The organism is Sporofaciens sp. JLR.KK001, assembly GCF_036941055.1.
Lineage (GTDB): Bacteria > Bacillota > Clostridia > Lachnospirales > Lachnospiraceae > Sporofaciens.
In genome coordinates, this window is sequence record NZ_JAYMNO010000001.1 from 1,505,236 (window position 1) to 1,525,077 (window position 19,842).

General features: G+C 41.0%; 25 protein-coding genes. 18 read left to right on the plus strand and 7 right to left on the minus strand.

The window, feature by feature from the left end; translation table 11 throughout:
- Positions 1 to 12 precede the first annotated feature (12 nt).
- Positions 13 to 1,209 (plus strand): phosphopentomutase, encoded by a 1,197-nt coding sequence (locus tag VSQ62_RS08100; protein WP_334634218.1) that lies wholly within the window; start codon positions 13 to 15, stop codon positions 1,207 to 1,209.
- A 20-nt stretch (positions 1,210 to 1,229) separates the two neighbouring features.
- Positions 1,230 to 1,898, plus strand: coding sequence for a deoxyribose-phosphate aldolase (gene deoC, locus VSQ62_RS08105; protein WP_334634219.1), 669 nt, complete (start codon positions 1,230 to 1,232; stop codon positions 1,896 to 1,898).
- A 184-nt stretch (positions 1,899 to 2,082) separates the two neighbouring features.
- Here deoC and VSQ62_RS08110 read toward each other — a convergent pair whose 3' ends face one another.
- Positions 2,083 to 3,555, minus strand: coding sequence for a transposase (locus VSQ62_RS08110; protein WP_334634220.1), 1,473 nt, complete (start codon positions 3,553 to 3,555; stop codon positions 2,083 to 2,085).
- 267 nt (positions 3,556 to 3,822) lie between these two features.
- On the opposite strand from VSQ62_RS08110, the gene VSQ62_RS08115 reads away from it, so the two are divergent.
- From VSQ62_RS08115 to VSQ62_RS08145, 8 genes are all read left to right on the plus strand, one after another.
- Positions 3,823 to 4,239, plus strand: a complete 417-nt coding sequence (locus tag VSQ62_RS08115) for a cytidine deaminase (protein ID WP_334634221.1) — start codon at positions 3,823 to 3,825, stop codon at positions 4,237 to 4,239.
- 105 nt (positions 4,240 to 4,344) lie between these two features.
- A complete protein-coding gene (locus VSQ62_RS08120) occupies positions 4,345 to 5,331 on the plus strand; it encodes a CPBP family intramembrane glutamic endopeptidase (RefSeq protein WP_334634222.1) in 987 nt (328 codons plus the stop codon).
- Between the two features lie 125 nt (positions 5,332 to 5,456).
- Positions 5,457 to 5,795 carry an NAD(P)-binding domain-containing protein gene (locus tag VSQ62_RS32620; RefSeq protein ID WP_502957728.1) on the plus strand — a complete coding sequence of 113 codons (339 nt, stop codon included), beginning with the start codon at positions 5,457 to 5,459 and terminating at the stop codon, positions 5,793 to 5,795.
- Positions 5,796 to 5,851: 56 nt separating this feature from the next.
- Positions 5,852 to 6,178: an NAD-binding protein gene (locus VSQ62_RS32625; protein ID WP_502957729.1), complete on the plus strand. Its 327-nt coding sequence runs from the start codon at positions 5,852 to 5,854 to the stop codon at positions 6,176 to 6,178.
- A gap of 48 nt (positions 6,179 to 6,226) precedes the next feature.
- Positions 6,227 to 6,592, plus strand: coding sequence for an aromatic acid exporter family protein (locus VSQ62_RS08130; RefSeq protein WP_334634224.1), 366 nt, complete (start codon positions 6,227 to 6,229; stop codon positions 6,590 to 6,592).
- Between the two features lie 80 nt (positions 6,593 to 6,672).
- The gene (locus VSQ62_RS08135; RefSeq protein ID WP_286154058.1) at positions 6,673 to 7,089 is read left to right on the plus strand and encodes a hypothetical protein; all 417 of its coding nucleotides are present in this window, start codon (positions 6,673 to 6,675) and stop codon (positions 7,087 to 7,089) included.
- A gap of 355 nt (positions 7,090 to 7,444) precedes the next feature.
- Entirely contained in the window at positions 7,445 to 7,651 is a 207-nt protein-coding gene (locus VSQ62_RS08140; protein ID WP_334634225.1) for a hypothetical protein, read from the plus strand.
- The gene (locus tag VSQ62_RS08145) at positions 7,638 to 8,252 is read left to right on the plus strand and encodes a GNAT family acetyltransferase (RefSeq protein ID WP_334634227.1); all 615 of its coding nucleotides are present in this window, start codon (positions 7,638 to 7,640) and stop codon (positions 8,250 to 8,252) included. The genes VSQ62_RS08140 and VSQ62_RS08145 overlap by 14 nt, the downstream gene beginning before the upstream one ends.
- Positions 8,253 to 8,767: 515 nt before the next feature.
- Here the strand turns inward: VSQ62_RS08145 and VSQ62_RS08150 are convergent.
- The 6 genes from VSQ62_RS08150 to VSQ62_RS08175 all read right to left on the minus strand — a co-directional run bounded on the left by VSQ62_RS08150 (position 8,768) and on the right by VSQ62_RS08175 (position 14,193).
- The gene (locus tag VSQ62_RS08150) at positions 8,768 to 9,229 is read right to left on the minus strand and encodes a hypothetical protein (protein ID WP_502957731.1); all 462 of its coding nucleotides are present in this window, start codon (positions 9,227 to 9,229) and stop codon (positions 8,768 to 8,770) included.
- Positions 9,230 to 9,332: 103 nt separating this feature from the next.
- Positions 9,333 to 9,485 carry a hypothetical protein gene (locus tag VSQ62_RS08155; protein ID WP_334634228.1) on the minus strand — a complete coding sequence of 51 codons (153 nt, stop codon included), beginning with the start codon at positions 9,483 to 9,485 and terminating at the stop codon, positions 9,333 to 9,335.
- A gap of 20 nt (positions 9,486 to 9,505) precedes the next feature.
- Positions 9,506 to 9,733, minus strand: a complete 228-nt coding sequence (locus VSQ62_RS08160; protein WP_120397181.1) for a hypothetical protein — start codon at positions 9,731 to 9,733, stop codon at positions 9,506 to 9,508.
- A gap of 302 nt (positions 9,734 to 10,035) precedes the next feature.
- Positions 10,036 to 11,247, minus strand: coding sequence for an IS110 family RNA-guided transposase (locus tag VSQ62_RS08165; protein WP_334637601.1), 1,212 nt, complete (start codon positions 11,245 to 11,247; stop codon positions 10,036 to 10,038).
- A 979-nt stretch (positions 11,248 to 12,226) separates the two neighbouring features.
- The gene (locus tag VSQ62_RS08170) at positions 12,227 to 13,945 is read right to left on the minus strand and encodes an IS66 family transposase (RefSeq protein WP_334634231.1); all 1,719 of its coding nucleotides are present in this window, start codon (positions 13,943 to 13,945) and stop codon (positions 12,227 to 12,229) included.
- 20 nt (positions 13,946 to 13,965) lie between these two features.
- Positions 13,966 to 14,193, minus strand: a complete 228-nt coding sequence (locus tag VSQ62_RS08175) for a hypothetical protein (RefSeq protein ID WP_120397181.1) — start codon at positions 14,191 to 14,193, stop codon at positions 13,966 to 13,968.
- A gap of 116 nt (positions 14,194 to 14,309) precedes the next feature.
- On the opposite strand from VSQ62_RS08175, the gene VSQ62_RS08180 reads away from it, so the two are divergent.
- The 8 genes from VSQ62_RS08180 (at position 14,310) to VSQ62_RS08215 (ending at position 19,820) form a co-directional block, all read left to right on the plus strand.
- The gene (locus VSQ62_RS08180) at positions 14,310 to 14,624 is read left to right on the plus strand and encodes a hypothetical protein (RefSeq protein ID WP_334637786.1); all 315 of its coding nucleotides are present in this window, start codon (positions 14,310 to 14,312) and stop codon (positions 14,622 to 14,624) included.
- A complete protein-coding gene (locus tag VSQ62_RS08185) occupies positions 14,581 to 14,676 on the plus strand; it encodes a TnpV protein (protein ID WP_334637603.1) in 96 nt (31 codons plus the stop codon). The genes VSQ62_RS08180 and VSQ62_RS08185 overlap by 44 nt, the downstream gene beginning before the upstream one ends.
- Positions 14,677 to 14,835: 159 nt before the next feature.
- The gene (locus VSQ62_RS08190; protein ID WP_334634233.1) at positions 14,836 to 15,378 is read left to right on the plus strand and encodes a DUF6609 family protein; all 543 of its coding nucleotides are present in this window, start codon (positions 14,836 to 14,838) and stop codon (positions 15,376 to 15,378) included.
- Between the two features lie 68 nt (positions 15,379 to 15,446).
- Entirely contained in the window at positions 15,447 to 15,725 is a 279-nt protein-coding gene (locus tag VSQ62_RS08195) for a hypothetical protein (RefSeq protein WP_135989594.1), read from the plus strand.
- A gap of 427 nt (positions 15,726 to 16,152) precedes the next feature.
- On the plus strand, positions 16,153 to 16,647 hold the full coding sequence (locus VSQ62_RS08200) for a helix-turn-helix domain-containing protein (protein WP_334634235.1): 495 nt from the start codon (positions 16,153 to 16,155) through the stop codon (positions 16,645 to 16,647).
- On the plus strand, positions 16,625 to 17,353 hold the full coding sequence (locus VSQ62_RS08205) for a DUF3239 domain-containing protein (RefSeq protein ID WP_135989593.1): 729 nt from the start codon (positions 16,625 to 16,627) through the stop codon (positions 17,351 to 17,353). Before VSQ62_RS08200 ends, VSQ62_RS08205 begins: the two co-directional genes overlap by 23 nt.
- A 106-nt stretch (positions 17,354 to 17,459) precedes the next feature.
- Positions 17,460 to 18,245, plus strand: a complete 786-nt coding sequence (locus tag VSQ62_RS08210) for a CPBP family intramembrane glutamic endopeptidase (RefSeq protein WP_334634236.1) — start codon at positions 17,460 to 17,462, stop codon at positions 18,243 to 18,245.
- Positions 18,246 to 18,335: 90 nt separating this feature from the next.
- Positions 18,336 to 19,820: a nitrilase-related carbon-nitrogen hydrolase gene (locus VSQ62_RS08215; protein ID WP_334634238.1), complete on the plus strand. Its 1,485-nt coding sequence runs from the start codon at positions 18,336 to 18,338 to the stop codon at positions 19,818 to 19,820.
- Positions 19,821 to 19,842: the final 22 nt, after the last annotated feature.

Genomic DNA, 19,842 nt, shown 5'->3' on the forward strand with positions numbered 1-19,842 from the left:
GGGACAGATAGCATGGGTAAACAAAAATATAACAGAATTTTTATTATCGTAGTAGATTCCCTTGGGGTAGGCGCATTAAATGACGCGCCGGATTATGGAGACGCCAATACAGATACGCTGGGGCATATTTCCCAGAATGTCGGCGAATTTAAGATTCCAAATCTTCAGAAGCTTGGAATAGCGAATTTGCACGGATTAAAACAGGTGGCGCCGGTTTCCAGGCCCATGGGATATTATACGAAATTAAATGAGGCAAGTACTGGAAAAGATACCATGACAGGCCACTGGGAGATGATGGGACTCCATATTACAAAGCCGTTCCGAACATTTACAGAAACAGGCTTTCCAGAGGAACTATTGGAGGAACTGTCAAGAAGAACAGGCCGTGTAATCATCGGCAATAAAAGCGCCAGCGGAACGGAGATCTTAGATGAGCTTGCAGAGGAAGAGATTGCTGAGGGGCATATGATTGTCTACACATCTGCGGATTCTGTACTTCAGATCTGTGGGAATGAGGAGACGTTTGGGCTTGAAGAACTGTATCGCTGCTGTGAAATTGCAAGAGAGATCACTATGAAAGATGAATGGAAAGTCGGACGTGTTATTGCCAGGCCTTATGTCGGCAGGAGAAGAGGCGAGTTTAAGAGAACGAGCAACCGTCATGACTATGCGTTGAAACCATACGGAAGAACGGCGCTCAATGCGTTAAAAGACGCCGGATTTGACGTGATCTCCGTAGGGAAGATTTTTGATATTTTTGATGGAGAAGGAATTACAGAATCAAATAAATCGAAGAGCTCCGTGCATGGGATGGAGCAGACAATTGAAATTGCAAAAAGAGATTTTGAGGGACTCTGCTTTGTGAACCTGGTGGATTTCGACGCATTGTGGGGACATAGGCGCAATGTGCAGGGGTATGCTGATGAACTGGAAAGATTCGACGAGAAGCTGGGAGAATTGCTGAATCTTCTAAAAGAAGACGATTTATTGATCATAACCGCCGACCATGGTAATGATCCTACTCATACGGGAACAGACCATACAAGGGAAAAAGTTCCTTTCCTTGCATATTCTCCCGCTATGAGAGATAATGGTGAATTAGAAGAGGCTCAGACTTTCGCTGTGATCGGAGCTACGGTTGCAGACAACTTCGGTGTAGAAATGCCGGAGAATACAATAGGAAGTTCTCTTCTTGATCAGTTGGTATAAATAAAAGGAGGAGTTGGACGATGGATAAGAAGGAGATATTAAAGCGTCTGGACCATACATTACTCGGACAGACGGCTACGTGGGAAGATATTCGCAGGATCTTGGACGAGGGAATGGAATATAAGACGGCGTCTGCATGTATTCCGGCGTCGTATGTAAAACAGGCGTCAGAATATGTAGACGGGAAATTACCGATCTGTACAGTGATCGGATTTCCTAACGGATACAGTACAACGGCGGTAAAAGTCTTTGAAGCAAAAGACGCGATTGAGAACGGCGCCAGGGAGATTGATATGGTCATTAATATCGGTCTCTTAAAAGATAAAAGATATCAGGAAGTAGAAGACGAGATTCGTCAGGTTCATGAAGCGTGCGGCGGGAAAATCTTAAAAGTTATTATTGAGACATGTCTTCTTACAGAAGAAGAAAAGATCAAAATGTGTGAGATCGTTACGGCGGCAGGAGCCGAATACATCAAAACTTCTACAGGATTTTCCACAGCGGGAGCGACATTTGCCGATGTGGAGCTTATGAAATCTCATATCGGCAAAGATGTGAAAGTAAAAGCGGCAGGCGGAATCGCGACGCTTGATGATGCAGAGAAATTTATAAGCCTTGGAGCAGAAAGGCTTGGAACAAGCAGATTAATTAAAATGATACAAAATACGGACGACGGTTTGGGTTATTAGAGAGCACTCTCGGAAACTCAATAGAGAATAAGCAGGAAAGGGTTGAGTTTCAGAAATGAGAGGGATAAGGGATGGATGATTATGGGGCTTGAGCAGTCCAGAGAGCATAAAGAATAAAAATGTGCATGACTTTAAAACCTGTCGGAAAACAGGCCTGAAAGAATCCAGAAGCAGGAAACTTGGTTTATGCCGCTGCCTGCACCTGCTGTTTATAGCGGGCATCCAGATGGATGCAGATTCCAATCATGGTTGTCATGAAAGAATAATGCTCCTTTGTGTGTATGAACATACGGTGCAGTCCGTAATCATTGAGGATGCGGTTGTTGATACGTTCCGTGGCGGTGCGTTGATTATAAATCTTCTTATAAGCATCTGTGCCGCGGGGGACGTCGGTGTAAAGCCGGATATCCCATTCGGGCCGGGTTTTGACGACTCTCCCATATTTGGAATCGGTGCAGGAGTTTTTACATTTGGAACAGTGATCTTTCCCATAGGGGCAGCGCCACATGAGGTAACCGCTGGATCTGTCATAACCGTTAGGCTTCATGCGCAGTTTTTCCTGACATAAGGGCGTTCCATCTTTGTCAATGGTGATGGTATCAGGAATTGTTTTTGGCCGGCCGCATTTGTCGTTCAGGTCGATGAAGGCCCGTATTCCCCTGCTTTTAAGGATCCGGTAGGTGGGGTAATTGTCCATTGCAGAATCCAGGCACATATTCGAGGTGGAAACAGCCGGCATATGTTTTTCCAGTTCATGGAAAGCGACAAGGAAATTGACCGAATCATGACGCTTTGCGCTGGTAAAACGCAGAAGCAGGGGGAGATCTGTCCTGAGTTCACTGTTATAGCAGGATAATTGGAACAAAGTGTAGCCGAAGTAATATTTTTCCAGGTCGCTGTCCCAGCCCCAGGAAGCATCGGGGTCGGGGAAATGCCGCAGGTTTTCCGGTGCGCCAACCCTGTGGTGCCCGCGTGGGCAGGCATGGGTATGCACGGCGGTGCCGTCTCCGGAAACCGTAAGGTGTTCCCTTGGTATGAGACCGGATTCCATGGAAGGCAGGACAGCCACGTGATAGAAGAAGCGCTGCAGCCGCCCTTCAAAGTTAAAAGGGATATCCTTCCCGCTCATGAGCCGTTTTTCGATAGATTCTGTGATTTTGGGCTTTGCCTCCTGTGCTTTCTGTTTTTTGCCTTTGGGCTTATCCGGCTTTTTGGTGTTCCAGGAAGCCGGAAGCAGTTTGTCCCGCGCATATAAGTCCGTTGGCGGTGCAGTCCAGAGCCTGTCCATGAAGTCAAAATAAGAACCGAGGGGCGGCAGGGAATCCGTAGTGCAGCCGATGAGAGCGGCAAGGAGGCGGTCATGTTTGAGCCTGTCGACCCAAAGGGTAAGGGATAGCTTGGCCAAACCTTCTGAAAATAGAAGAAAGAAAAGGATAAAAGACCTTAAGATTTGTGGCTGGTTCTTAGCGGGCCTGCCAGTGTTGGAGTAAAAGGGCAGAAGGAACTCCATGGCCTTATCGGTATCGAAAAGGCGGAGTTTCTGCCAAGGTTTCCAAAGCTCCGTATGGAGCCGGACTCTTTCAGAGGAATCGAAATGGACTTTGGATTCGTTGAGAAAGTACTTGTAATCTTGCATGGACTGCCAGTACTTGATCATAAAGTGCACCTCCTAGTAGTTTAGTTTAATGCTGTGCGTGTGGCACAGACGCTTCTTAACTACAAGGGGCGCGTTTGGTGACTGGCGTATATGGTCACCAAACGCGCCGCACATTTTGACTTATATGTCAATACTTTTTTGAAAATTTAACAAAAATGTTTTCCGGGATATGGAGGAAAGCAAAAAAGAAGAACATGAAAAAAGAGCGGAAATTCGGGCTCAAAGAGTTTCCGAGACCGCTCTTAGATTTGATTGGAGGATTATAAGATGACGAACGCAGAATTAATTACAGAAGCAAAAAAAGCCAGAGAACGCGCATATGTACCCTATTCACATCATAGCGTGGGAGCAGCCCTTGTAACAAAAAGCGGAAAAATCTATCATGGATGCAACATTGAAAACGCCGCGTATGGACCGACAAACTGTGCGGAGAGAACCGCATTCTTCCGTGCCGTGTATGAAGGAGAAAGAGAATTTACCAAGATTGCCGTCGTAGGCGGAATGGAAGGAACAGACGGGAATGCACTGTGTGCTCCGTGCGGGGTCTGCCGTCAGGTAATGATGGAATTCTGTAATCCAAAGACATTCAAGATCGTTTTGGCAGACGGAGAGGACAGGCAAGTGGAGTATACATTGGAAGAACTGCTCCCGCTTGGTTTTGGGCCGGATAATCTTGACAAATAGTTGGTTCTTATTAGGATGCTGTCATTTGGTAGTACATTTAGGATTCGTGGAACGATGTTCTGCCAGGAACGGAAGACGGAATCTTTATGAAAAGACCAGAAGGCGGTGAGTAAAAAGAATATGCTCAATAATATAGATAATAGAAGTAGAAATATTAAAGAATATATTTTGTTTTTTATTGTGGCGTATGGTGTTTGCTGGAGCGTCGGTATACTTAATTATTGTAAGAAATTTATGAGTGGAGATTTGATGGCTATATTTATGATGACGCTTCCAGCTACGGGTGTTTCCATTGCCAAATTATATAGAAATATAAATAAAGATGAAAATAGAAAGATACACTTTACGTTTGTAGGATGTTTCGTTTGTTTTATTGTTCTAATACTATTCAGAATAAGAGGCATTATAGATGAGAATTTTTTAGAGATGTTTATATGTTATATCTTATTACCAATTGAATCTGTATTAATACTAATATTTGCATTATTAAATGAAGGGGAATTTAATTTCGGAAGAAATTGGAAGAATGTAAAGTGGGATTTGATTATATTTATAATTACGTTAATTGCAGGAGGAATAATATCTAATGTGGGTATGGAATTTATAGATTTTAGCTTTATAGTAACATTTCCAATTAATTTTTTATTTTTCTTCTTGCAAGGAGCGGCGTTTTTGGGAGAGGAGTATGGGTGGAGGGGGTTCCTGCAGGAAAAAATGCAGAGAAAATGTGGTAAGAGAATAGGAGTTATTTTTTTAGGAATTATATGGGAAATATGGCATATGCCAATCTGGTTTAGCGTCTATCACGTGGATGGTGTGGGATTAGCATTAAGATTTCTTTCTACAATGAGCTTTGCTATAATAATAGGATTTGTTTATATGAAGTCCAATAATATATGGGTGTGTGCCTTTATGCATTATTCAATTAATTTATTTTCAACTGTTTTTCCAGGGAATATAAATAGCTATAATTTGAATGTAGAACATATAACTAGTTATGGAGTTGTAGAAGTTTTATTTCTATTTGTTGTTTTTTCTTTATTTCTATGTACAAAATATTATAAAAAAGATAAAAGCAGTTATTCCGAATAAAAGTAAACTTACCCGATGATGTGCCTGTAGCTCTCCATCTTTCTGGAGATATTTGGATTGAAATCAGTGCCGGGTGTCTGCGGAACAATTGTGTACCAAAATATAGCAAGATTAGAGGAACGGAGATGACACAGCTGGTGGTTTGCAACAGTAGCCGTTTCAGTGTGGAGGAACTGGAGGCGCTTGGAGCACAGGAGGCAGACAGTCTAGCGGACGTGGCGTCGAAATGTCAGGTGATCATTACCATGCTGCCGAATTTGCCGCAGGTACGCGAGGTCTGTCTGGGTGAAAACGGAATCCTTGAGATGGCGGGAGCCGGCGCGGTGGTAATCGATATGAGTTCCATCGACCTGATAGAATCGAAAGCGATCGACGGAACCCTCTCTGTTATGGCAGGCGGTGAAAAAGAGGATTTTGACAAATATTATGATCTGTTGATGGCAATAGCAGGCTCTGTCGTATAGGTAGGGCCTCTGGGCTCCGGGAATGTGGCGAAGCTTACGAATCAGGTCATTGTGCGGTGAATATCGCGGCAGTTTCCGAGGCACTGACACTGGCGGTAAAAAGCGGCGCCGATCCGGAACTGGTATATCAGGCAATCCGAGGCGGTCTGGCAGGGGCCACGGTTATGGATGCAAAAGCCCTGATGATGGCACACAATTTCAAGCCGGGTTTCCGCATCGAACTGCATATCAAGGATCTGAATAATGCGTTGAATGCCGCGCATGTTGTCAGCGCTCCGGTACCGTTTACCTCACAGGTTATGCAGATCATAGAAGCTACTATGCAGGAATTTATTACATTAAGAAACAGAATGTCTGTGCCGGAACTTAGGATGGATCTATAAGGATGTGTGAGTGGAGATTGGGATGGATAAAACGAAATTACACTCTTGATGACGAAGTGGGAAACTGTGAAGGTATCCATTATTCCGTCTTCTTACGTTTCTGGTTTCGATTGCTGTATCCTGGGTCATCTTCTTGCATATCGAGAAGATTTGGATTGCCTATGGATTGTTCACATTTATCATCGTTTTTTCTCGGAACTGGCAGGTTGGAGGGCGGCCATATCCGTAAATTCCGTGGTCGGGGCGCATTTTTTGGTCAGCAGAGATTTTAGTTTTTATTCTGTCTGTAATGAGTTGATTCTGGTGTTGATCGGGATTACGGCAGCGTTACTTTTGAATCTGTTCTATGATTACAGCGGCAGTAAGAAATCAATCATTGCCAATATGTGTTATCGGAGAACCAGCTCCAGATGATCGTGGGAGGTCTGGCGGCTTATCTGTCTGACAGAGATGCAGTACAATGTCTGGGATAAGATCTGCGGCCTGGAAAATGTTTGCAGGGATTTATCAAGGATGCGTATGAATATCAATCCAACACGTTCTATTCTCATCCTGGATATTATATTGATTATTTTGAAATGCGGCAGAATCAGTGCCATATCTTACATAATTTGCATTACGAGATGAAAAGGATCCGGTCGATGCCAAAGCAGGCAAAGATTATTGCCGATTATATGATGTATCTGGTAGATTTTGTGATAGAGATTAATGCACCGGATCAGCAGATGGAAAAACTCGAGGAGATATTCCGGCAGATGAAGAAGGAAGACTTGCCTGTGAACAGGGAAGAATTCGAAAGCAGAGCTGTATTGTATCACATCTTGATGGATCTTGAGGAATTCCTTGTATTTAAACAGAGGTTCGTAAAAGGGCTCAATGAACGGCAAAAAAGGGAGTACTGGGACAGATAGATGTTCTGTTGGACACGACAGATTATAAAAACGAGGTTGACGGGAAATGGCCGGTCCAAAGCAGAGAAAAGATGGCTGACAACAATCATCTTTTCTCTGTTCCATGTTATAATGGAACTATGCTAATCAATGCATATTATAACGAATTTTTTTGATTTTGGGCAGGATCTTTTTCCAATCCAATCCCTCCGTGGTGTCGTAGCTTACCTCTGTTTTGGCGGGATGGCAAGCGGGGAAATAAGTTATAAAAAATTCATAAAAGATTTGTTGCGTTAACCGATATAAAATAATAAAATAGAGATAGAAAAGTATGAATTGAAACGGAAGAACCATACTAACAAAGGAGGTGTTTATTATGGCAACTTCAAGTATCACAAAGAATTTTGTCATTTCCGGCAAGGAACAGGTGGAGATGTTCATCAACGCGATTGAAGAATCTGCCAAAAACCGTCCTGTTCATATACCTGTGTCTGCGAGAGAGATAAAGGGGGAACCCGAATTGAGGGAAATGATGCGGCTGCGGAAGATGAAAATAAAGGAGAAAGAAAATGCCGGAAAATGATAAATTCTTTTCGGTCAATATCCGTGAGTATTTGGCATTGGGGAATGATGAAGAAGCCGGAGAGCCTGCACTTGCTGAACTGCTTTCCGGTTTTTACTGTCCGAAGAATCCAGATGTTGAACAGTTTTTGAAAAAGAGTGCCATAGAGTTTACCAAAAAGAACCAGTCTGTTACATATCTTGTAGTTTCAGCAGAGGATGTCAGGCTGCTTGGATATTTTACCCTTGCATTAAAGCCGTTGACGGTAAGGGGTGAAACAGTGAGTAATACTATGAAAAGAAAACTGTTGCGAATCAGTGAGTTGGATGAAAAATCGGATACCTATACCATGTCGGCATATCTGGTTGCACAACTTGGGAAAAACTTCTCGGAGAGTGGCGGGACAGAAATCACGGGAGCAGAACTGCTTAAACTTGCATGGGATAAAATTAAAGAGATACAGTATTTGGGCGGAGGCGTAGTGACCTTCTTAGAGGCAGAAAATGAGGAAAGGCTGTTATCATTTTATCGCGATAACCGTTTTTCGCAGTTTGATACCAGGCAGACCGCATCAGATACGGACGAGCCTCATGAGCTGGTACAGCTTTTAAGGCTGCTCTAATGCGGCTGTGCAACATTGAATATTATGGATTTTATTTACAAAAGTACAATTTGTCGAAGCGAAAATTGGGTGGGGTAAAGGGGTAAAAGTCATCAAAATCTAACAGCGGTACAGGTGGCTATTCTCAATTAATGCCATAGGATTTTGGGGTACTCGCAGGCAAAAGTATTGAAATATGGCTTAAAATCAAGGTTTTAGGCTTGGTGGGGTTCATCACGGTGGGTGGTGGGCCCCGCTTTTTCGTGTTTTTAGATGCCGCTGATAGGATGGCGATAGGGGATAAAATCGTACTATCAGGCAAAAGTATACTTTCACGCAAAAGTCGGGGGTTTCCGTGATAATATAAAACGGAAGGGTAAAACGGAGTAGGATATTGGCGGTTTTTGCGGAAAAGGGTATTGGCTTGACGGAAAATGCTGTTGAAAAACGGGGGATATGATACAAACACGGAAACTGCTCGGAGTTTCCGTGTTTGTATATGAGTTTTGCGTGATAATACAGATATTCATATTAAATTACAGGAAAAATATCTGATATTTTCTATCATATTTTTCCATGAAACAGATAAGGATTAAAAAATATTCGCATTCATTGCTCAGGAGAAAGGCAAGTGCCTTCACCGTCCCGTCATAGTTCACTTCATTGATATATCCTTCTGGAAATGGAGCATGTACACGGGCTCCGGTTCTTTTGTCACGGTATTCCTTTGTCGTATATTCCATGACCGCTACAGACATCTGGATGACCACTTTCTGTTTCCGAATGATTTTTCCTGTCTCATAATAATTCTCTTTATCCAGGTATTTTGCAGGCGCAGGGATTTCATGTGTCTCTGTTACGGCATGGAGCTTCCTGCGGTGTCCGGCATGGCCTGGCTGTCCGCCTGGTTTCCGGTCAGTTTTTACCCGGCTGTTCGGGATTTTTTTCCTGCCGGGTTTCTGCTGGGAAGAGGGGATGGATGAATTCTCAAAATCCATATTGACCTGCGCAGTCAGTTTTTGGTTCAGGCCTTTTTCTTCCTCCAGTTCAGCCCCTACCCTGTAGAATTCCTGTCTTATATCACGGCATTTATCTAATGCTTCATCTCTCTGGCGAACAACTTCCAGATTCTATAATGCTCTTATATTCTTCTTCTAATTTCCGGTATCTCTCGCCGGATTTAAATTCGGCGATCTGCTGTGCCAGTGATTTCACTTTGTACTGTAATGCACTTGTATATTCAAATGGATTCATCTGTACTCTCCTTTGATGAATTAGGGGCGGGAATCTAATACCTGTGCCATCGTTCTGCTTAATTCTATTGTCTCTTCCAGTTGTAATGTCAGCATGGAAATATATTCTTCTTTCTGTTCAAGAAGCTCTTCCGAAGTCCGAATGCATTTTTCCTGGATTCGGATTACATTTTCTGCTTCTTTAAGAGCATTCTCCAATTTAGAGATCTGTAATTCATATTTTTTTATAAGTGATGTTTCTTTACTCATTGCTGCCTCCGCACTTGTAATAAAAAAAGTATAGCAGAAATCTGGAAAAAAAGCGAATGAAGGAAATCTGGTATTCGTCATTTTGCCAGGGATAAATCGTTGATTTTTCAAGACAAATGGATATCAAACCACGCAGAAAAAGATGTGAGAAGGGGATTTTAAGACGAAAAACAGCCTGCAAATAAAAAGTCAATAGAAAATTGAATATTTTTTGAAAAAATTTTATGTAGGAAAAATGCGTACAACAACCAGACCACCGTAGAACGCTGGTTTTGTGAATTGCTAGAGTTATGTAATTTCTGCTATTGTGGAAGGGAAGCCAAATATTCTTTGACTCTTCCGTAATAAATCCGGAGAAATTTATTTGCCCCGGCTGTCATGTAGACATAGTAAGCTTTGCCTTGCGCACGTTTCTTATCCATGAACAAATACACGGGGTCATCTTGTGGCTTGGTCTTAATTAGAACGTCCATGACCTGAAATAGGGTCTTACGGAGCGCGGGAGAACCATGTTTTGATGCATGGACACTTTTTTGAGAGTAATCCCCGGATTCATTTACACCTGGGTCAACACCGGCAAATGCGGTAATAGCGTTCCGATGGGTAAAGCGTGACACATCTCCGATTTCCGCTATTAGCTGTGGACCCAGGGAGGGGCCTACGCCTTTCATCGCCATAACGACAGAGTATTCTGGAAGTTGGGCTGCAGTTTCGTTCATTAGGGAACGGAGCTGTTCAACAGTTCGGGATGCAGTATTTAACTGCTCAACCGCCTGTTTGATGATACGTTTGGTAAAGACATCTTTTGGAAGTACAGAAACCAGTTCCTTGGCTGTTTCATAGATTTCTTCAGCTTTTGTTTTGCTGAAGTTGTACTTCTTGCGGTGACACCACTTCTGATAGTGGTCAACAAAAGCGTCCACAGATATCTTACGGACACAGTCTGCATGCCAGTAGCAGTCCGCAAAGTCAACCCATTTCTGGCTTCCGTCTTCGCGGGCAGGGCTGTCAAAATAGGTGTTTACACCGGGATAAGTTTGGTCAAGAAGGCCGATCAGATTGTTTTTCATGGCAGTCTTGTGCTTCATGTAGAAGCCAAACTGGCGGTTCATGGTCTTTAATTGATTGCGTAATTCATCCATAAGACCATATTGTTTCAATTTTGACCATCTGTCAAGTGTATAGCGTGCGATTTTAAGGGAATCTGCTTTGTCGGACTTTACTTTCCGCAGGGAGTTGTCTTCGTCCTGATAATGACGTATAAGCTGTGGATTTACAGCGCTAACAAACAGACCGGCAGAGACAAGCTCATGGGCAATGGTCTCATAGTAATGTCCGGTACACTCCATGACGATACGTGATTCTCCATCAAGGGATCTGATCCGATGAATCAATGATCGGAGATCCTTGGATAAATGAGATACTTCAAAAGGTTTGGCCACGACTTCACCGCCTGGGCGGAGGATGGCAACCATGCTTTTACGTTTGGAAACATCAATACCGATAGCGTTCATATTCATATGTTATGTCACTCCTTCTTTTGTAAGCAATGGTAAGGACCAGTTTTACTCATTGCCTATTCAATCTACTGTGGTGTGACGCGGACGCACCTTTGTGGGTGGTTCAACCTGCATAAAACGAATGCTGCGAATGAGGAGCTGGTTATCAGACTGTTTTACGGACGCGAAGTCCAAGAAAGGATCCGATATACCGATTGCTCTCTACATTCTAACAGCTTAAGCAACAAGATGGGTAATTCCTTACTGGCTGTAAGGGAGATTAACCATAAATATATTGTAGTAGAAAGGAGAAAATGTTATCCACAAGAAATACCTGAGGACAAAATATTATTAACATTTTGTCCTCAAACGTATCATTTACTGTGGATAAAAATTTTTTCAATTTCAGCACATTTACCAACACTTTCTAAAAAGCATATTACTGGCGTGGGTGTGAAAAGTAACGATAGCAAGTGGAAAAATAAAAAAGCCGGAAAACCATCTTGTAGCGTCCGACATTTTCTGATAAAATATCCATACGGGGTACTGCCATAACGGGATAGGCGGTCAGTCCTTCTTCGCAGAGGGACTATCCCTCTGACAACGGGTAAAACCGGGAAAGGAGGGATTGCTTATGAGTGACTATGAACTGCTGACGGTTGTTCTGATGATTCTTGGAATCATCGTTTCGATTTTGATAGCGTACATAAACCACACAAAAAAGTAACCGCCCTCGGCCAAAGGATGCGGTTACTTTTTTAGAAACCAATTTCTAAGGGCTGACCGTCTATCGGCAGTATTCCCTTTTGTATTTTCATTGTAACAGATTCCCCCGCATCTGTCAAACGCTGCGGAGCGTTCCGTTGAAATCATTCTATACTTGATTCCGCATAAAAGCAAGGGGTTAATTTGTCGATTTGTCGAATCGAAAAATTGGGGTTACTTTTCACACCCACGCCATCTGCAAAATAAAGAAAAGGTTGCTGCTTTGGCGTTAAGCTTTAGCAACAACCTTTTCCTGTTTTATTTTGGGCGGGCGTTTCCGTTCATATATTTCTGATATCTTCTGATATACATCTACATTTTGTGAGCGTAACAAATAGACTATGCTTAAGCCATTACAAATATCGTTTAAACTTTCTTGGCTCCGCAGAGTAATTGCCTGCTTCTGTTTTCGTTTGTAGACTCTTGCCAATCTTTCACATAGGGAATTATTGGCTGGAACCCGTTTGTCATGCAGGAACAATAATTCACTTTCTTTATATTCCCTTAACCGGAGAAATAGATTATACCCTTCCCTATAATACTCAGTTGGCGGCTCATCCTGATATTCTTTCTCCGCCTTGTTCAGGATTTCATCATACCTTTTCTCGAATCCCTCAACAATTATCGGATCAAGTTCTTTCTCCCCCAACCCATTTCGGTAATGCAGCATCTCCTGGAACAATCCGTGCATCTCCTTGTTCCATTCCAGCTGCGGCTCATTCTGCTCGCTGCCGATCAGATAGCGGCAGTCATGCTGGGTACACTCCTGATGTTTTGTTCCATAACGGTAAAATGTCTTGTCATGGTCATGCAAGACAATCCCAACATAATTCTCAAGCGGCGTTCCTTCTATTCCTTTATGCCCTTTTTTCTCCCTGCCTATATAAAGTGCCACATCTGCGATCGGGGATGCAAGTATAAGGACCTGCGCACTGTGCCCATTTACAGATGCGTTTGTAAAATCTGCATTCATGACCGGAGACTGCATTAGTTTCTTTATAATCTCTTTTTTCTCTTCCGCTGTTTTCTCTGAAAATTCCCTGGTAAGACCATTGATCATGCCGTCGGACAGTTCGATCTCGCCTTTTGTCAATTCTGAGATTAGCTTTCTTATTTTTCCATGGGATACGTTGCATTCATTGCTCAGGAGAAAGGCAAGTGCTTTCACCGTCCCGTCATAGTTCACTTCATTGATATATCCTTCTGGAAATGGAGCATGTACACGGGCTCCGGTTCTTTTGTCACGGTATTCCTTTGTCGTATATTCCATGACCGCTACAGACATCTGGATGACCACTTTCTGTTTCCGAATGATTTTTCCTGTCTCATAATAATTCTCTTTATCCAGGTATTTTGCAGGCGCAGGGATTTCATGTGTCTCTGTTACGGCATGGAGCTTCCTGCGGTGTCCGGCATGGCCTGGCTGTCCGCCTGGTTTCCGGTCAGTTTTTACCCGGCTGTTCGGGATTTTTTTCCTGCCGGGTTTCTGCTGGGAAGAGGGGATGGATGAATTCTCAAAATCCATATTGACCTGCGCAGTCAGTTTTTGGTTCAGGCCTTTTTCTTCCTCCAGTTCAGCCCCTACCCTGTAGAATTCCTGTCTTATATCACGGCATTTATCTAATGCTTCATCTCTCTGGCGAACAACTTCCAGATTCTCTTTTTTGAGCTTTGCAATGAGACGGTCCTTCCTGTCAAGTTCTTTCTGGCATTCGTGGTAAAGATCATCATTTGCTTCCATCCATTGATTCCGGACAGACCGGATCTCCTTACGTGCCTGTGCTAATTCTTGTTTTAATTCCCGGATATTTTTTTCAAGTTTCCGAATAATGCTCTTATATTCTTCTTCTAATTTCCGGTATCTCTCGCCGGATTTAAATTCGGCGATCTGCTGTGCCAGTGATTTCACTTTGTACTGTAATGCACTTGTATATTCAAATGGATTCATCTGTACTCTCCTTTGATGAATTAGGGGCGGGAATCTAATACCTGTGCCATCGTTCTGCTTAATTCTATTGTCTCTTCCAGTTGTAATGTCAGCATGGAAATATATTCTTCTTTCTGTTCAAGAAGCTCTTCCGAAGTCCGAATGCATTTTTCCTGGATTCGGATTACATTTTCTGCTTCTTTAAGAGCATTCTCCAATTTAGAGATCTGTAATTCATATTTTTTTATAAGTGATGTTTCTTTACTCATTGCTGCCTCCGCACTTGTAATAAAAAAAGTATAGCAGAAATCTGGAAAAAAAGCGAATGAAGGAAATCTGGTATTCGTCATTTTGCCAGGGATAAATCGTTGATTTTTCAAGACAAATGGATATCAAACCACGCAGAAAAAGATGTGAGAAGGGGATTTTAAGACGAAAAACAGAAAGGAGAAAATGTTATCCACAAGAAATACCTGAGGACAAAATATTATTAACATTTTGTCCTCAAACGTATCATTTACTGTGGATAAAAATTTTTTCAATTTCAGCACATTTACCAACACTTTCTAAAAAGCCTATTACTGGCGTGGGTGTGAAAAGTAACGTTTTTTCGGCTGGCAACGGAATATTCCGACAGGCAAGGCGTGACAGAACAGTTGAAATCAAAAAATCAATTCTTATGGATTCAAAAGATGAATAACATTTTGGCGTGTGTAAGGGAAGTTGTTGAAAATGATATCATTTATTCATAGGTGAATGACAGCGTTTCCGTAATAAGCGGCAGTCCCATTCAAACCTAAGCAAAGACAGTAAGATGGAAAGACAGTTTGAGAATTGAAAAATCCCATGTTTTCATGTATAATTGGAAAAAGAAGTTAGACTGGAAAATTGAAATTTACAGGAGGAACGAAATGAAAGAAATATTGGAATTTAACCACAAAAAGCAATGTGGTTTATGGTTGATTCTTATTGGAATAGTACTAATAGCAGCTGTCATTTGTGGCGGTGAATTTTTTGTTAATCCGTTTGTGTTTCTGATAGGTTATTATGCCTGCTTTTTTGGAGTCAATGTAAACAAAAAAGTGAGAGAAAAACTTTCTCAAGGAGATATTTCTAAAAAGCAGATAAAGATAATTTATTTTTCGATTGCTACGTTGTTCATATTAATGTTTTGTATTGCTGGCCCGTTTATCCCCGGATGGCATTGGAGGCAGATATGGCTTGGTGTACTGATGGCAACATCAATACATTTCTTCTTGTGGTTTTTTGTACATGGTTGGAGTATGGTAGTGTTGGGGATTGTATGTATGGTTATCGTAACAATGGGCTATATTTTTCCGGGCATACCAGTTTCAGTTATTTGCATTGCAGATGCGATGGTTAAACTGATATGCGGAATATATTTGTTATTTATTGCAAAACCATCAAAATGCATTCCTAATATGATAAAATAGCGAATGTACAAAGAAACAACTTCCAGTTTGACATACTGGAAAATCAAGATTTGAAAGGAGTAACAGACATGGAATTTCCTTTTTATGATTCACCCGATACTGCTACGATTATCTGTTGTCATATATTGAAGCGTCAGGCACCTATTCTATATGTATCACATGATGAAGATGACGGAATGTGGCAATTTCTATGCGGAGAAACACACGAAACAGATGAAGCAAAGTTAGTATCTTTAAAATGGGTTTTTGATTTAGATAACTCTGTTAGTACCTTAAAGGATATGCCTTGCGGTTACTTTGCAGAAAGGAAAACTCAAGATGACGATTGGATTATCAGAAAGCGATAACTTCCCATTTGTCGAGCAGAACAACACATCATCACAGAGCCAGGCGCATAAGACGCAGAGACGAAAGGCTCGTGAAAAATCACAGTTATCGGGAGGTTATGGCGAGCGACAAATGGGAAGTTGTACTGGGTAAAATAAAATTATTTGGCCAATAGATAATAATGGGTAAAATATTTAATATTTAAGATAATTATGATTCAAAAAAACAGAAAATTTATTGCTGTCGCGTTTAGTTTCTTTCAAGTTTGTTTTGTTTGAATACAGAACGAACAGGAAGAATAAATAACATACGTGCTTGTGCAAGGGGGATTGTAAAAGGGGAAGTTATTTTTGCATAAATCCAATGCAGCGTTTCACATTTCAACGGAGCGTTTCTTGAATATGGTGTTTCTTGTGATATTATGAAATCGGAAAGAAGGTGAAAATATTGAACGTTCAAAAAACAGGCAGTCTGATTGCCACTATCAGGAAAGAACAAAATCGCACGCAGCAGGATTTAGCGAATGAATTGGGAGTATCAAGCGCAGCTGTTTCAAAATGGGAACGAGGTATCGGATTTCCAGATGTATCTCTTATGGAACCATTAGCTGCATCCCTGCGGATTTCCATAGCAGAATTATTCAAGGGCGAAAGAACAGAAAACAACGTTGATAACGAATATGAAAGTCTGTTGTCAGATGTTGTAAAAGTATCAGCAAATGAAATAACCAAGAAGAAAAAAATAACGAATTGGATGATTGCCATTACTGTTGCTGTTCTTTATTTGATGTTTTCTGTAATATCACACAAGTGGGAAATAATCTGGGTGGTCTGGATTGTATATTGTTTTTATCGGATTTTTACTGAATATATATATATAATATTAGTAATCTACAGAAACGTAAGAAACGGAGGAAAAAATGGTCGATTATTCACAATTTGAGGCAAGTGTAAAATCCGGCATCCATGCAGATGTGAGCCGGATACGACAAAAGGATGAAATAATAAAAGCCGTCGTCAAAAAGCGGCGAAGCTCCGCGATAATCTGCGTGTGCTTCCTATGTATGTCAGGAATTTCTTTGTTTAAAAGCTGGATTCCCGCCGTTATCTGTTTCCTTCTTGCATTGTTTTTCCTATGGCGGGCTGTCGGAAAATTTTCTGACGAGTATTTACGGGAAATGTACGAGGAGGGGCTTTTGGTTCCCGGCATGATCGTGAAAACGGAACCCCTTACTATCATGGCAATCGCAAACATGACCGCGCGGGATGGCGCGGCAACCGTAAATGGGTGCTACTGTCTGGAGGTGAAAGAGCTTGACGGGGCGCAAAAGATTCTATTTGAAAAAATCCCCTGCTCCTGTTTTTTCTGCTATGAGGGTGGCGATTACCATTCTTCCTTCCAGCCCCATCCCCTCTATTGGGGAACGGCTGATCAGCAGTCTGTACAAGAAGCGTTAAGACAGGTGGAGGAGGACAACAAAGAAAATACAAAAGATGAATGGGAAGTGCTCAAGGAGGTTGCGCGGCAGTTCCCTGATTTGGGAAACGGGAACTTGATTTTACTGGATGAAAATTACGTTCCCTTCGGGAAAAAGAACTACATGGACAGCAACTATAAGCCCCTCAACGAGGAAGCTGCCCCCAAGTAATATGTTCCATTTAGGGAAACGCTGATGAAAGCGTTTTCCTCGTCACAAATGCGGGATTTATAAGTGAGAAAAGAGTTCCTGATACGAATTTTGGGAGGTAATTTTTATGTTTTTTTCAGTAATATTAATCTTGTTGATTGCCATTGTATTCAGAAAACAGAAAATGGCCGAAACAGGACAACAGAAATCTGATGAAATAGAACATTTGTCTAAAAATAAAAAAGAACTCATCCTCGGCTTATCATGGTATATATTCTATTTTATGCTGTCTTACATAAGCTGTGCCTATCAGGTCGATATAATAAGCGAATTATCAAACTGGCTGTTTCTGGTTTTCTTTCCACTCCTGATTATTGCTGTTTTCAGAAAAGAGAAAGTGATACAAACCCTGAAAGAAACAGGCTTAAAACATTTTGACAGAAAAACTGTACTAAGGATACTGTTGATTTGTGCTGTATACCAAGGTGTTATTATCCTTGTCTTTGGTTTAGGGGGATTTTATTTTAATATAACGAATATTCTCCAAATATTAATAAAACTTCCAGTATTTTTTTGCCTGATGATACTTACAGCAGCGTTTACGGAAGAAGTTTTCTTCAGGGGCATTCTGCAAAGAACTATGATGGATTCACTGAAAAAGCCGTACCTTGCCATACTGCTCACCGGTATTCTGTTTGGACTGTACCATTTCCCGTTTGCATATTATCTGTGGGACGATACTGCAGGAAACATAATGTATTCACTCAGAATGGTTATGACGGAACATGTCCTTACTGGCTGCGCTTTTGGATTTATCTACTATAAATCCAATAAAAACCTCTGGAGCTGTATCATTTTACATGCTTTCACTAATGCGGCTATTATGGCTCTCGGCACTGTATTTTCGACATAAACAGTGTATCCAGAACTTATGACAGGGCTTTTAACAACGCAGACAAATCAAAATTGAAGTTTATAGAGAATGTAAGTAAGGAATTTGGCAATGAAAAATCTTTTGAAAAGTAACCGATTTGCAGTTTTCATAATCTTAACTTTTTTAATTTATGTAATGTCCAATGGAGAATGGTGTATCCCGATTTTGGCATGGATTTATCCAATTTTGTTTCTATGTATGATTTATCTTAATCGTACTCGAAAAGTCTACCTTATAATTAGTTCAATATATGCCATTGGTTTTATTGTCCAGTTTTGGAGAGCCATTGGAATGGATATAAAGATATGTATAATAGTAGCAATCCTGCTGTCTTTTCTGAAAGTTTTACCATATATCTACTGGTCGAAATCAAAAATGAGATTTCAAGATACTGTTATTTTTGCAAGTATAATGGTATCAATAGAGTATATCATTTATCTGATATACCCTGCATTGGGAGGGTTGTCTGACGCTTATACACAATACCAAAATCTATACCTACTACAAATAGTAACGGTAACAGGGATTTACGGAATCACCTTTTTAATGTATTGGACGGCGGCAATGGTTATATGGATTTGGAACAATAAAAGCAAAAAAGAATACATCAGAAAATACATAATCGTATATGGTTCTGTAATTGGCCTGGTACTTGTCTATGGAGTTGTTATGTTTCATTTTGTAGGAAATTCAGATAAAAGTGTTAGGATCGCTGGAGTAACCGTTCCGATTTCAGAGTTGTTAAATAATGATAAAGATGTATATTCTACATTTTATACCAATACATTTACTGATGAAAACATTACCGATACAAGGAATAAACTATCATCAGTAGCTGATGAACTTTTCCTAAAAACAGAGCTGGAAGCACAAGCAGGTGCAAAGATTGTTTTTTGGTCTGAACTGAATGGAGCGGTTTTAAAACAAGATGAAGATATGCTTTTGCAATGGGCGTCGGATATGGCAAAACAGGAAGAAATTTATTTGATTGTTTCATTGCTGGTGAAAACCCCTTACGAGGACTTAAAGGAAAATAAAACGGTAGTATTTAATCCACAAGGAGAACTAATATCAGAATATTTTAAGCATGGATGTTCAATCGGAGAATTGTGCCAAAAAGGAGATGGAATGCTAAAAAGTTTTGATACAGAATATGGTAGAATTGCGCCGTTTATATGTTCTGATATGGCATTTTTGTCTAAAATACAGCAGGCAGGTAGAAATAATGTAGATATACTAATTGTTCCGGCTTCGGATTGGAAAGAAATGACATTATTAGCTGCAAAGACAGCGATTGTGCGTGGAGTTGAAAATGGAAGTAATATAATCAGACATACAAATAGCGGAATGTCGATTGTTTCAAATGTTAAGGGCTGTGTGTTGGCACAGACCGATTACTTTCAGTCTGATACAAAGACATTATCAGCACAGGTTGCTATGAAAGGACGCTTTACTCTTTATTCGTATATTGGAAATCTATTTGTATATCTGTGTAATTTATATTTGTTAGGAAGTTTCATACTTTCCAAAATTAAACGATTAATTAAGAGGTAGTTAAATTCCAGTTTGCTGAAAA

Coding starts and splice junctions, on each gene's coding strand:
- VSQ62_RS08100 (WP_334634218.1), top strand. CDS start 13: ATGGGTAAACAAAAATATAACAGAATTTTTATTATCGTAGTAGATTCC.
- deoC (WP_334634219.1), top strand. CDS start 1,230: ATGGATAAGAAGGAGATATTAAAGCGTCTGGACCATACATTACTCGGA.
- VSQ62_RS08110 (WP_334634220.1), bottom strand. CDS start 3,555: ATGATCAAGTACTGGCAGTCCATGCAAGATTACAAGTACTTTCTCAAC.
- VSQ62_RS08115 (WP_334634221.1), top strand. CDS start 3,823: ATGACGAACGCAGAATTAATTACAGAAGCAAAAAAAGCCAGAGAACGC.
- VSQ62_RS32620 (WP_502957728.1), top strand. CDS start 5,457: ATGACACAGCTGGTGGTTTGCAACAGTAGCCGTTTCAGTGTGGAGGAA.
- VSQ62_RS08130 (WP_334634224.1), top strand. CDS start 6,227: ATGACGAAGTGGGAAACTGTGAAGGTATCCATTATTCCGTCTTCTTAC.
- VSQ62_RS08140 (WP_334634225.1), top strand. CDS start 7,445: ATGGCAACTTCAAGTATCACAAAGAATTTTGTCATTTCCGGCAAGGAA.
- VSQ62_RS08145 (WP_334634227.1), top strand. CDS start 7,638: ATGCCGGAAAATGATAAATTCTTTTCGGTCAATATCCGTGAGTATTTG.
- VSQ62_RS08150 (WP_502957731.1), bottom strand. CDS start 9,229: ATGGATTTTGAGAATTCATCCATCCCCTCTTCCCAGCAGAAACCCGGC.
- VSQ62_RS08155 (WP_334634228.1), bottom strand. CDS start 9,485: ATGAATCCATTTGAATATACAAGTGCATTACAGTACAAAGTGAAATCA.
- VSQ62_RS08160 (WP_120397181.1), bottom strand. CDS start 9,733: ATGAGTAAAGAAACATCACTTATAAAAAAATATGAATTACAGATCTCT.
- VSQ62_RS08165 (WP_334637601.1), bottom strand. CDS start 11,247: ATGAACGCTATCGGTATTGATGTTTCCAAACGTAAAAGCATGGTTGCC.
- VSQ62_RS08170 (WP_334634231.1), bottom strand. CDS start 13,945: ATGAATCCATTTGAATATACAAGTGCATTACAGTACAAAGTGAAATCA.
- VSQ62_RS08175 (WP_120397181.1), bottom strand. CDS start 14,193: ATGAGTAAAGAAACATCACTTATAAAAAAATATGAATTACAGATCTCT.
- VSQ62_RS08180 (WP_334637786.1), top strand. CDS start 14,310: ATGGATATCAAACCACGCAGAAAAAGATGTGAGAAGGGGATTTTAAGA.
- VSQ62_RS08190 (WP_334634233.1), top strand. CDS start 14,836: ATGAAAGAAATATTGGAATTTAACCACAAAAAGCAATGTGGTTTATGG.
- VSQ62_RS08195 (WP_135989594.1), top strand. CDS start 15,447: ATGGAATTTCCTTTTTATGATTCACCCGATACTGCTACGATTATCTGT.
- VSQ62_RS08205 (WP_135989593.1), top strand. CDS start 16,625: ATGGTCGATTATTCACAATTTGAGGCAAGTGTAAAATCCGGCATCCAT.
- VSQ62_RS08210 (WP_334634236.1), top strand. CDS start 17,460: ATGTTTTTTTCAGTAATATTAATCTTGTTGATTGCCATTGTATTCAGA.
- VSQ62_RS08215 (WP_334634238.1), top strand. CDS start 18,336: ATGAAAAATCTTTTGAAAAGTAACCGATTTGCAGTTTTCATAATCTTA.